Here is a 13,175-nt window from a genome sequence, read left to right on the forward strand (position 1 = left end):
ATTGATGAATAGAATGAATGAATCGTATGGTTATTTGCCGGAGCCTTTAACAGCGACGCTGCCTGTAAGGCGAATGTCGTCGGAGGCGCCGCCTACATAGATCGGCACTTGTCCGGAAGGCATAACCCAGGTCTTTTTATTTTCATCCCAATATGAGAAGGCCTTAGGATCAAGCTTAACCGTTACGCGCTGCTGTTTGCCCGGTTTAAGCTCGACTTTGGCAAAGCCGGCCAGCTGTTTGGACGGTGTTGCTACGCTGGTCGGAAGCTTGCCTGCATAGACTTGTACAACCTCCGCGCCCGTTACAGCTCCCGTATTCCGGAGGTTCAGCGAGACTTCAATCGTGGAGTCCTGCCCATTCCCTTTAGCTTTCGTCTTCAGATTTCTATAGTCAAAGGTCGTGTAGGACAGGCCGTGACCAAACGCGAACGCTGGTTGGATGCCTTCTTTCTCATACCCCTTATATCCCACGAAAATGTCCTCAGAGTATTCCGCGTCTCCGTTTACTCCAGGGAATTGCTTTTCATCCGAAACCGGGGTGGAATGCTCGTCGACAGGAATCGTAATCGGCAGTTTACCGGATGGATTCACGTCGCCAAACAGCACGCTGGCGATGGCGTCACCCTGCTCCTGCCCGGCATACCAGGCTTGCACGATGGATTTAACGTCATCTTGCCAGCCGTTCATTTGCACGGCTCTGCCGCTCATTTGAACCACGATCGTATTCGGATTAGCTGCAGCCACCTTCTTGATCAATTGCTCCTGGTTATTCGGAAGATCCAGGTCGGAACGGTCGATGTACCCTTCGCTTTCATAGGTACGCGTCACCACGACGGCAACGTCGGATTTACCCGCAAGATCAACAGCCTTCTGCATCTTCGAATCGGTTACCTCTTCCGGTGCTTCCCAGCCGAAGCGGACCAGTCCGCCAAAATCGCTGTCGCCGTCCGTCCAATCCGTGCGGTATTCAATGCGCACGTCGTGGCTTTCGCCGGCTTTTAGCTGCAGCGTCGCTTTCTCGGTAGCCACCTTCTCACCTTTATTATCGATCAGAAGCTTGCCGTCGAAATACAGCTTGCTGGAGCCGAAGCTCGAGAGCGACAGGGTGTATTCGCCGTCCTGTGGGGCTGCAATCGCGCCGGTCCAGCGTGCCGACATTCTGCCGTTCAAATCGCCAGGGACGGGAGTCAGCTTGGAGGACTGTCCGTTTAATCCGTCATAATTATAAAAACCAAGGTTCATATTCACTTGGCCATCCGTGCGTACCACGGAAGGTTGACCTTCGAGATTCGTGTTATTGAAATATTCCGCGCGAAGTCCATGCTCGCCTTGAATTACATTACCGTTCTCATCAACGGGGCTTAGCATCGAAGATGGAATGGCCGATGGTCCATTCATAATATCCGCGGTGGAAATCGGATCGGTACCGGCTGCATATTTCACTTCAACGCCCTTTCCGGCACGTTTGCGGATGGCCTCCAGCGGGCTTACCGTATAAGTCGGCTTCACAAGCGAGCTGCCGCCAACCGTTGCATAGTTGTCCGCATCCGGACCGATAACGGCGATCGATTTCAGGCTGTCTGCTTTCAGCGGCAGAGCATTATCTTTGTTTTGCAGAAGCACCATGCTCTCTTCGGCAATCTGCTGTGCTTTCGCTCCATGCTCGGCTGCCGGAATCTGTTTATTTACCGCCGGATGATCAAACAGCCCCTTGTCAAACATCTGATACAGAATATTGCTTACCATCTCGTCAATGACGTCCTCAGAGACTTCGCCGTTTTGGACGGCGTTCATGAGCTTAGAGCCCCAAAATCCGTAAGGGTCCCCGGGGGTTTCCAAGTCAAGACCCGCGTTGGCCGAAGGAGCCGTGCTCAGGTTGGCGCCGTAGTCGCTCATGACGAAACCATTGAAGTTCAACTGGTCTCGGAGCATCGTAGTCAAGACCTCTTTATTTTCGCAGGCCGGCGTGCCGTTGATCTCATTGAAGGAGCACATGGCCGAGCCCAGGCTGGCTTTCTCGATGGCTGCGGCGAATGGACGCAGGTATACTTCCTGCATCGCGCGTTCACTAGCGATCGAGTTCACCGTGAAACGGTCGGTTTCCTGGTTGTTCAACAGAAAATGCTTGGCTGTCGCGATAACCGGATATTTTTGCACCGCATTGACATAAGCAACGCCCATCTTCGACTGCAGCAAAGGATCTTCCCCCATGGATTCGAAATTCCGGGAGCCCCAAGGCAGACGGGCAATATCGAATCCAGGACCGAGCAGGACGTTATGGGTGGTGTTAAAGGATTCATTGCCCACCAGGTCTCCGTACTCCGAAGCGGTTGTCGTGTTCCAGGTTGCGGCCAGCGCAATCGGAGTAGGGAGAGCCGTCGATTGTTTATCCTGAATTTCCGGATTGGCGACCCGCACGCCGGTCGGCCCGTCGGCCATCGTTAACGCGGGAATGCCAAGCCGCTCAATAGGAGCGTTATAAAACCCGTAATTGTTATTGACGTTCCCGGTAACAAAATCAATTTTCTCGGATAGCGTCATGGCGTCAAGCAATAGCTCCGTGCGTTTCTCGGCGGATTGAGATGTGTTCATCCACGGACGCGCTCCTCCATCATTCGATTCTGCGTTTGCAATCTGCAGCGGAGCGGCAGCGATGGCTCCAATAACGGTAAGTGCAACAAGTTTAGAGAATAATCGTGATCTTAACTTCAATGGTATAAGCTCCTCCTTATTTTTGGCTTTTGCCCCTTCACGCATTTCTATGGCATGCGCCGTACTATGTACCGGTACATCTCGTGATCGTTTTGATTTCAAGCGATCATAGGGGTCTAAATGGGTGTTCCCCTTATCCGCCCAGTCACCTGAAAATATATTTTCCCATAGGAATAGTTGGAAAATAGGGAATAGCCTGCAGCCTTCCTCCCTGTTAATGATGGTGGCCGCAGCATGCTGCATAATCTAAGGTGCTGGTACTTCGCCCCGTCAACTTGTTGGGGTTTGCAGGATAGAAGAACTGGCAAGACTGGGTGTCCATCCGATGTGCCGCGGCATCCCTCCTTGGTAAATCGGTTGATCTCCCGGCAATTAGACTAACGCACTTTTAGAGAAAGTGCATCACCCATTTCCTGGATGCCGCTGTTTTGAAAATGACAAGAGTGTCACAAAATTAGGTCTAAAGATTACAAAAACGTCATTAATTAGGCCCCGTTCCTCTTGATTTCGCCTCATGCGCTTTATTTTTGCAAACCGAATATCAGCCTCTTGTCTTAGAAAAATAGGACTGATGAATTTCAGAAAATGACATATATATTTCAGAAAATGGAAGCGGAACGCAGGGTCGGCCTCTGGGATTGGCTCGGTTTTCGTTTATAACAGCCCTCCTTGAACTTGAAACAAAAATGAGACAGTTCTTGATCGACAATTGGTTTACACTGATTGAAGATGTTGAATCTATCAGATCACGGAGTATATCTACGACTCATCGCTTGACTTCGCTGATGTAAAAGGAGAAACGGGTTTATGAAAAAAATGTCCATCATGCTGGCGGTACTGCTCATTTTTTCGGCGGTGCTTGCTCCCTTGGCTTCCGCTGCGTCTGGGGTTCGGGCCGGAAACGCCTCGATTCCGTCCGAAGCGGACGGTTGGGTGTGGGTCGGGACCGCAGAGGAACTGGCCTATATCGATCGGAATCAAGCGTCCTATCTGGATCGGAATATCCGATTGACCGGCGACATCGATATGACCGGATACGATTGGGTGCCCTTAGCCGATGAAGCGACCGTCTTCAGCGGCATTTTCGACGGAAGGGGACACCGGATCAAAGGCCTCACCATTGCTGGAGGAGCTCTGCAGTTTACCGGCTTCTTTGGCCGTGTTTCGGGTACGATCCGTAATCTGGACGTTACGGTTCAAGTGAACGGTGGCAGCTATGCCGGCGGATTGGTGGGTCATCTGATCGGCGGCAGCATCATCAACTCGCATTCGCAGGGCACGGTTACGGCCGGAGATACGGGTTACGTGAGCGCAGCAGGCGGGTTGGCCGGGGCGGCCAATGGCGATTCGAGCATTCTCCGCTCATCTTCATCCGCTGCCGTGAAGAGCGGAGATACCCCCAATCAGTATGCCGGAGGGTTGGTCGGATCTCAGGGAGCGGGCGCGATCAACGACTCGTATGCCACCGGAACGGTAACGAATTCGGGGGGAGGTTACTATTATTTTGGGGGCGGTTTAGCCGGACAACTGATATACGGAACCATTGCCAACAGCTATTCTTCGGCTGCCGTCATGCAATCCGGAAGCGCTATCTATTACGCCGTGGGCGGTTTTATCGGAACCATGGCGGTTGCCACGATCAATGCCTCGTATTATGATATCGAGGCATCGTCCTTAACCACTGGCGTGGGGAGTGGGGATATCATAGGCTCGCCTCATCTCACGGGCCTTACGACCAATGACATGAAGGCAGCCTCCAACTATCATGGCTGGGATTTCACCGATCTTTGGGCCATTGATGCTGGCGTCAATGGCGGCTATCCTTATTTACGCCCCGGCATCTTGACGACCGATCTTCCGCGGGCAATCAAGGACGCCCCCTATTCGATTGCGATGGACGCTTTCGATGGTTCAAGGGGCGGGCTGACATGGAATGCCTACGGACTTCCGGATGGCCTATCGATGACAGCCTATGGCATGATCGAAGGCAGTCCTAAGGAGAGCGGCACATTCACGGTTGCGGTTTCGGCAACCGATGCGGGCCGAAGCACCGTCAGCACGGTGTTGACCCTGCACGTGGATGAATCTGCTCCGGACATCGACGGATTTGTCGTTAGTCCAGGCAGCGCGAACGGGTCGACAAGCGTGACGGCGGTCCCGAGCGATCCCGGCCACATGTTTGCATATCTGCTCGGGCCAGATGCCGGTGTGCGTCCCCTAAGGGGGGCTGCGCTGCATGGCGAAGCGGTCCTATACTCGCTAGGCACGGATATTTTGCATCCGATTCCGGGTCAATATCTTCAGGTATTTGAGGTGGATGAACAGAAGTCCATCGAGGCATGGAGCAGCGTCCAGGTAGAAGCAGCTCACATTCAAGACCAGGTCCGCGTTACGGGAGTGACGCTGGATCAGACGGAGCTAACCCTTGCGGTAGGAGGGGCTTCGCAGAAGCTGACAGCCGTCCTTACGCCGGTGAATGCGACGAACCCGGCGGTCGCCTGGGCCTCCAGCGACCCAGCCGTTGCGGCGGTGAGCCAGAGCGGCGAGGTGACGCCGATGGCTGAAGGTACGGCGGTCATTACGGTGACAACGGCCGATGGCGGGTACACGGCTTCCGCTAAGGTTATGGTGCAGTCAGCGCCTGTGGCAACAGGGACGGTCATCGGCTCGGTATATGGCATTGGTAATACGCCGCTGACTGGTGCATCGGTATCGGCCGGCGGCGTAACGGACGTCACCTACGCTAATGGGGATTTTGCGCTAACGAACGTGACCGCAGGCATCCATACGCTTACGGTGACGGCAGAGGGTTATGGCAGCCATACGACAACCGTGAATGTCTTAGCGGGAGAGACGGCGGATGTAGGACGCATCGATCTGAGCGCTGCCAATCCCCCTGTACTGGAGACCCCTGAACCCGTTGAATCCCCATCCTATGGCTGGGTTTCTGTTCCCGCTCCTGCCCCTACGGCGGATCCAAGGATGACCGTGACGATCAACGGTCAACACGTTCGGGTGACCATCAAGAAAGAGCAGGAGCAGGACGGACGCACCGTTCTACGGCTTATCCCGGGCGCCGAGCTGGTACGGTCGTGGGCTGCCGGCGGGGATGAAATCGTCATCGACATCGACAATGAAGAGCCGGTGGTGAAGGTGGATCTTCCGGCGGAAGCGCTGCAGGAACTCCTTGCGGCGAGGCCGAACGCCGCCATTCGGATTGGGGTGAACGGCGCAAGCTACAGCGTTCCGCTGCACGTTCTAAGCGACCTTCGGAATCGAGCGGCTGTAACGATCGCCATTGCGAAAATGACGAAGTCTGCAAACCGCGCGCTGGAGGAAGAGCTGGCCCGCCAAGGGTACGTCATGCTGGCGGAACCGACGAGCTTTGACTTGTACGGCGATGGTGATGAGAGACTTGAAGCCGAGGGCACGTACATGGAGCGGACATTCTCAATGAACGCTGTGGCTGATCCTGATCGTTCCACGGTCATCCGGGTGGATGATGCTGGGAAGCTGCACTATGTCCCGTCCGTTTTCGAAAGGGAGACGGCGACTTTGTACAGCGCGCATAACGGCGTATACACTGCGGTACGCTCTAACCGAACCTTCGAGGATATGCGGGGACATTGGGCGCAAGACGATATCGAGCGGATGGAGAACAAGCTGATCGTGAACGGATCGGCTGACGGCAGGTTTGACCCCAACCGTACGGTGACCCGTGCCGAGTTCGTAGCGATGCTCGCTCGTGCGCTCGAACTGGCCGATAAGCCGCAGCGAGCTTCTTACTCTGATGTTGCACCGAACGAAGCGTGGTACGCGGGTGCGGTTGGAGCGGCTTCCGCGGCCGGCCTGATTGAAGGCTATGCCGACGGTTCGTTCCGTCCGGACGCTGGGGTCACGCGAGAGCAGGCGGCGGTTATGCTGGGCAGAGCTGTCCGGTACGCAGGAGAGCTTCCGCAGCAGGACGCCTCCGTGTTAGAACGTTTCTCGGATCATGCCGAGGTATCCGGCTGGGCCAAGGGACCGGCTGCCGAGCTGCTGGCCGCGGGCTTGATCGAAGGCATCGGGAATGCAGCGTTCGCTCCGCAGGCATTTGCAACGCGGGCCCAAAGCGCCGCTCTCTTACACCGGATGCTCCACTACTTGAATTTCATCAACTAATCGCAGCCGCATGGCACGCGTACATTCCGCCAGGAATGTGCGCGTTTTTTTGCGTTTCTTCCTTGATCATGCCTGTCCGCAGTCTCGAAACATAGTATAGTATACAAATAGAAGGTTGGTTGGTTAGCGGATTTCGGCTTGCGGGAAGCGGATGGGGTGAGGATATAACGAATGGAGAACATGGCAAGGCATCGCATCATCGGTTTTGATCGGGAAATGATGAGCTTCACGGATTGGCTGACGGACGCCCAGGCGAAGACATCCATCTTTTCGATATCAGGGATCGGGGGCATTGGCAAAACAACGCTGCTGCTTCAAATGGCTCGCACGGCAAGGCAGTTTTCCGTACGTTCTCTTTGGCTGGACGGACGAGGCGGCTTAACGACATTGGGTTCTTTTTTGGCGAGCCTGGAGATGAGTCTGGCAACCGAATACGGTAGAACCCGGGATCGGGATGCGGCGCTGCTGTCTTACATCGCTTCGGAGTTGTCGCTGGTGCCTACCGTCTTGCTCATAGACAACTGTGAGGAGATTGAAAGGCTGGAAGGCTGGCTGTTTTCGAGCTTCCTTCCGGAATTGAAGTCTGCCCGCGTGTTGTTCGTATGTGCCTCGCGCAATGGACTGCCGCTCCAGTGGCAGACGAATCCGGAATGGAAGTCCCGACTACGAAGATTCCCTTTGCGGCTGTTTACGCGAGAAGAGGTCTACGATTATTTAGGTAGCAGCGGCTTGCCTGTGGAATTGCAAAGGGAGATTGCCCAGAAGACGGACGGCCACCCGTTGTCGCTCGCCTTGACCGTGGATATGCTGTTTTCCGAATCTGCGGAAGAGCGGGATGTATGGCGGGAAGTTCCGGCAGTTTTGAGCGCCGAATTTTTGCGGGAAGCAGCCTCCCCCAACCTCTACCGCGCGCTGACGGCCTTGTCGCTCCTGCCGGCAGCCGATGAGGCGCTGCTGAACCGTTTGTTGGACAAGCCCTTGGAAGGGGCGGACTACTACCAGCTGACGGCCCTTTCATTTGTTCGGGATACGATGGATGGAATATCGCTGCACCAGGTCGTCGCTCGAATCCTACGGGAGGATTTCGCGCGCAGAACCCCCGAGCAATTCGAAGCGGTTCGCCATCGAGCGTTCGTCCTGCTGGCGGAGCGGTTCCATTCGGTCGATCACCGGATGCAGATGCGCCTGAGCGCCCATATCTTGGAGCTGTACCGCGAATTTTTGCCCTCTGCCCATGCTTATGCCAATTTCTCTTCAAGCCTGAAGCCCGGCGAGCAGAAGCCGTTCCAGCTGGAGGATCTGCCGGATTTGCAACGCTTTATGAAGGCGTCGATTCTCGGTTCCGACTGGCAGTCCGAGCTGGTCGAACCCGCCGATTACCCGGCTTTGCTGGACGGGATTGCCGCTCGATTTCCCGAGGGGATCTTTGTTGTGCGGGACGAGAAGGGGAGACCGCTGGCGTTCTGCGCAGGTCTGTGGCTGCACGCCTTGAGCATGCCCTTGCTGGAACGATACGCGCCTGGATGCAGACAGATGCTGGGCGAAGAAGCTTTTTCGCTGCATGAGCTTCCTCTGGAGGCGGCCGATACGATATTCGTCCTGTTGTCCGCAGTCAATTCCGAGCATTCCTTATATCGCCCCGAAGAGCTGGGGGCCTTGCTGATGCAGCAGTGGCTGGTCCATATGACTAGGGGGCTGCGGGGGATCCTGGCGGCAGCGGATCCGCAGTTGAATGCCTTATTATCGGTACTAGGCTTTCAAGCGTGCGGGAAAGTGACGGGATTCGCGGGCATCGAGTTGACGACATGGGAGCTTGATTTTCGGCAATCGGCCTTTGATCAGTGGATTCAGCGGATCATTCGGCAAACAGAGACAGCAGCAGCTCAACCAGCGCTTCCAAGGGAGAACGATCATCGTCTATCCATTGAAAGAAATGAAATGAAGCAAATGCTGGAACGGCTGTTTGAGCTAGACAAGCTGGAAGAACTCCCTGTCATGCGGCGTTTCTGTTGGAGCGGGATGCAGGTGAGGGCAACCATTCAGGAGATTCTGGCCGACACTCATCAGGCGGGGCCGCTGACGGCAATGGAGAAGGAAATCTTAATCGCGGGTTATCTGCGCAAGGACCGGAATAAAAGCGAGCTCGCAGCATCCTTTCATATGAGCAGGGCGACCTTTTACCGACATATGCGTTTGGCCGAACAGCATCTGGCTTATGTGCTTGGCGATAGGCTGAGGCAGGCGGAAGGGGATTCGTTATGAACGAAAAAAGAAGTAACCCGCTACAGGTTGATCGGCCTGAATGAGACGGGTTACTGTCTTGTGAAACACGGAGTGGGGCAATCCCACTGCAAATGCTGTATAGGGGAGCAGTCCTGGCTGACTGCTCCTTATTCTAATTTATCATAGCATTTCCCGAGTTATACACCTTCTTAAGTTGAAAAACTTCATCAAGATAAAGCAGGATGTGTGGGGCTACCGTTTTTTTTGCCCCTTCTCAAGTACTCCAATTCCATCCTCCACCCTTCACCGGCAGGGTTTCCCCCTCCCATAATGATCGACAGCGAAGCCGAACAATACCTTTATCACGAACAACATACCAATGATCAGCATATAAGGCGTGATTCCCGGCAGCATGGGCATGCAGCCCAGGCCGGCGGCCATCATCAAGCTCGCTGCGAATAATTGCGTGTGCTTCCCGATTAAGGCATTCACGATCAATGCTCCGATCACCGTATAAGCCCATATTCCCAGGGCATAGCCCGTGTCGGTATTCAATAGAAAAGCGATCAGGACGATATGGACATGGATCGCAATAAATACGATTCGATTGGCAGGCCGCGCTGCATAGAAGTTACTGGTGGAAGCCGTAAAATTCGCAATGCAGCCGGCAAACACGTCGAAGATCAACAATAAGGCCAGGGTGCTGCGCCATGCCGGCAAATGCCCGGTCATTTCCGGGAATCGGTAATATAACGCAGCCGTCAGGATGCCCCCAAACAGCAGGATTGTCAGAATGGCTCCTACGGACTGCTTTTCTCCAAATACATCGTGCAAATAAGAAGGCATTCGCAGCTGTTTCATTTCGCTTCACTCCCATCATGATTGGAACATCCCATACACTTATTTTAAAAGTTATGTAGTAAATTTGGTGTTCCACTCTAAAACAATTATATCGACTTGAATCCGATGGTTCAATATGTTTTGTAGTGTCTTTATTGAATCAGTCTAAAACTTTGATTAAACTACATATGAGGTGAAGGCTGATGAACGGCTACGAACGACGGAAGCAGAAGAAGATGGAGCAAATTTTCGAATCAGCGATTGAATTATTTTTCAAACACGGCTTTCAGAAGGTCAACGTTAATGAAATCGCGCAGAAAGCAAAGGTCTCTCCTGCAACGATATATAATTACTTCGGTACGAAAGAGCAGCTTTATGCCGATTCTCTGGTCCATTGGATGGACAAGCAGCTCGAGCAGTATGAGGCTATTCTGGATTCCGCGCGGACTTTTCCGGAGAAGACGAAGGAAATCATGCTGCTGGAGGCGCGTAATCTGAACATTTTAGGCGAGGAATTTCCGAAAGTCCCATCCTCCGAATTAAGTGGGCTGATGGACATGATGGACCGCTACAGCGAGGAGAAAATCGTCGGCTTTTTCAAAAGGTTTATCGCGCTAGGCAAGCAGGAGGGATATATTCGGGAGGATCGATCAGAAGAGATGCTGGTGCGTTACTTCACGATGTTCCAGAATGAACTGCGTCGGCACTGGGAGTCAGCGAATCAAGAGCGGATGACCTGGCGCATGGATCAATGGATGGAATTGTTTTTCTACGGGGCAGCTGGACTGGAAAACTAACATAAAAGGGCTCATTCTAACTTGACCATGAGTTAGAAATGAGCCTTTTGCACGTTAAAGTCCTCTGCCCTTTACCGAGCCGATTCTTTGAAAGTGCCTCTCTCGGGCTCTTTGCGATGATACCTGAATCTATCTATGGATATTGATGGTCATCACAGGTTGCCAAAGGCCGCTAGATTATTCTTTTAATTTAGTCATATCTTGCATTCATAGAAATATAATATACCAATATTAACCAAATTCTATATTTGCGAGGTGTGCTATGAATTCCGTTTATATCACAAGTGTGGGAAAATTTCTCCCTGGTTCTCCGGTTAGTAACGAAGAGATGGAAGATTATCTTGGCAAGATTGGAGGGAAATCTTCCAAAACCAAAAGGCTCATTCTGGAGAAGAATCAAATTCGGTCCCGCTATTACGCCATAGATAAAGAGCAGAAGAGCTTATACACGAACGCTGAGATGGCTTCTTTAGCTATTCGGGATGCCTTGGAGCGAAACGGCAGCGTAACCGACCAAGATATCGATTTTCTAGCGACGGGCACGACAAGAGCAGATTTGCTCCTGCCAGGATTTGCGAGCATGGTGCATGCAGAGACGGGCTTGCCCCCTATGGAAATTGCGTCTCATTCCGGATTATGCGCCAGCGGAATGCATGCACTCAAGAATGCGTATGTACATATCAAAGCTGGGGAGCACCGGGCGGCCATCGCCTGTTCCAGCGAGTTTTTGAGCCGCGAATTCAAACATACGAAATTTGAAGCGCAGGGGATTTATAGCAATAGCCGGGTGCCTTTTGACACGGATTTCTTACGTTTTATGCTTTCAGATGGGGCAGGAGCAGCTGTATTGCAAAATGAGCCCTCCCCCAATGGGCCGTCGCTGCGTATTGAATGGATCGATAACCAATCCTATGCGAACCAGTATGAGGTGTGTATGTATTCAGGCATGAGTAAGGAGAGTGGAATCCGTTCCTGGCTGGATTATCCATCCATTCATGAAGCAGCCGATCAAGGAGCTCTGAATTTGAAGCAGGATGTAAGGCTTGTCAATGAAATAACAAAGGTAGGCACCAATCGAATACTAGAGCTCGTGGAGGAAGGAAGGATTCATCCCGAGAGAATAGACTGGATGGTGTGCCACTATTCATCGCATTTTTTCAGGGACGAAGTCTTCCGGCTGCTGGACCTTGGCGGGGTGAGGATTCCGGAAGAGAAATGGTTTACGAATTTATATACAAAAGGGAACACAGGCGCAGCATCGATCTATATTATGCTGGAGGAGCTGATGAATGAAGGACATCTCACTGAAGGAGAGCAGGTGCTCTGCATCGTTCCCGAAAGCGGTAGATTCCAAATCTCGATTATGCTGCTTAGCGTAGTGTAAGCATAGAAGACGCCATCGTCGGACGGCGTCTTTTCTTTCCATCATATAAACAGCCATCATCCTGCGACGCATAAGAAGATTCTTTAATCATTTATAGAGGAATAACCCCCATATAATCGAATAACTCTAGAAACTAAAACGAAGAGAGGGATACTCTGATGAACATGCAGACACTAGCAGAGAAACTGAGTGCCGGCGCGTTTGATGATATTCTAAAACGTGACTTTTCGCGGGACATGATTTCTGAATTAGAACAGATGAACGCGGTCCAATTGGAAAATAAATTGAAGGACACATTAGCAGTACCGATCGACATATCCAAGCCGAGGGTATTTGAATACCTTCAATTGTATTATTCAGCATCTTGGCACAATCTCTTCATGGAGCTGAATATGCCCCGTACATTAAGTCTTTTGGAGGTTGGTTCTGGTGATATTGTTTACATTCCAAAAGCTTTAGACGCTTATTCCAACAACATGGGCACCTATGTGACTGCCAATCTCAACAGGGAGCTGACCCGAAGCTTTCAGGACAAAACGAAAGGGATGGCAATCAACGTACAGGTGATTGAGGACGATGCCGCAAATATCGGTTTATATTATCCAGCGTCTTCTTTTGACGTTGTCGCTTTCCATCACGCAATTAACGATATCATCCAGACCATTATCGCCGACCGTGAGGGCATTGATACGGTAAATCATGATTGGTGGACCATCGAACCTCTAATGCTGCAAGCTGTCATGGATTATCACCGAAAAGGCATGTTGAAGGATGCAGCATACGATGCGTTTATCCAAATCATGGACACAAGCCGCAAGCAGTTAAAAAGCGGAGGATACATGATCTTCGATAACATTACGTATGCCGGATATGATGAGGTAGGTTATTCCTCCGAATTTCACAGCAGCTATATAGAGCTCGCAAGAAGCTGGATTAGCGAAGCAAACCTAGGTCTGGAAGAGATCGAAATCGATTCGTATGATAACCAATGGTGGATGGTATTGAGAAAAGTGTGATTCGATTATCCAGGGGGAACCACTCGCCGCGCCACAAGGCAT

General features: G+C 52.3%; 7 protein-coding genes. 5 read left to right on the forward strand and 2 right to left on the reverse strand.

What is annotated here, in order from left to right:
* Positions 1 to 30: 30 nt before the first annotated feature.
* Positions 31 to 2,712, reverse strand: a complete 2,682-nt coding sequence (locus NST08_RS05385) for a glycoside hydrolase family 3 protein (protein WP_210095358.1) — start codon at positions 2,710 to 2,712, stop codon at positions 31 to 33.
* An 807-nt stretch (positions 2,713 to 3,519) separates the two neighbouring features.
* Between NST08_RS05385 and NST08_RS05390 the strand changes: the two genes are divergently transcribed.
* Positions 3,520 to 6,873, forward strand: coding sequence for an S-layer homology domain-containing protein (locus NST08_RS05390; RefSeq protein ID WP_341341558.1), 3,354 nt, complete (start codon positions 3,520 to 3,522; stop codon positions 6,871 to 6,873).
* Between the two features lie 171 nt (positions 6,874 to 7,044).
* Positions 7,045 to 9,135 carry a bacterio-opsin activator gene (locus NST08_RS05395; RefSeq protein ID WP_210095360.1) on the forward strand — a complete coding sequence of 697 codons (2,091 nt, stop codon included), beginning with the start codon at positions 7,045 to 7,047 and terminating at the stop codon, positions 9,133 to 9,135.
* Positions 9,136 to 9,399: 264 nt separating this feature from the next.
* On the opposite strand, the gene NST08_RS05400 is transcribed toward NST08_RS05395, so the two are convergent.
* Complete coding sequence (locus NST08_RS05400) at positions 9,400 to 9,957, reverse strand: hypothetical protein (RefSeq protein WP_210095361.1); 558 nt, start codon at positions 9,955 to 9,957, stop codon at positions 9,400 to 9,402.
* Between the two features lie 182 nt (positions 9,958 to 10,139).
* Here NST08_RS05400 and NST08_RS05405 point away from each other — a divergent pair, with 182 nt between their 5' ends.
* From NST08_RS05405 to NST08_RS05415, 3 genes are all read left to right on the forward strand, one after another.
* Positions 10,140 to 10,733: a TetR/AcrR family transcriptional regulator gene (locus tag NST08_RS05405; RefSeq protein WP_210095362.1), complete on the forward strand. Its 594-nt coding sequence runs from the start codon at positions 10,140 to 10,142 to the stop codon at positions 10,731 to 10,733.
* Positions 10,734 to 10,995: 262 nt separating this feature from the next.
* Complete coding sequence (locus NST08_RS05410) at positions 10,996 to 12,117, forward strand: beta-ketoacyl-ACP synthase III (RefSeq protein WP_007131167.1); 1,122 nt, start codon at positions 10,996 to 10,998, stop codon at positions 12,115 to 12,117.
* A gap of 158 nt (positions 12,118 to 12,275) precedes the next feature.
* Positions 12,276 to 13,133 (forward strand): hypothetical protein, encoded by an 858-nt coding sequence (locus tag NST08_RS05415; RefSeq protein WP_210095363.1) that lies wholly within the window; start codon positions 12,276 to 12,278, stop codon positions 13,131 to 13,133.
* Positions 13,134 to 13,175 lie beyond the last annotated feature (42 nt).

This window comes from Paenibacillus sp. FSL K6-1566, assembly GCF_038050475.1.
In the GTDB taxonomy this organism is placed as follows: Bacteria; Bacillota; Bacilli; order Paenibacillales; family Paenibacillaceae; genus Paenibacillus_AQ; species Paenibacillus_AQ lactis.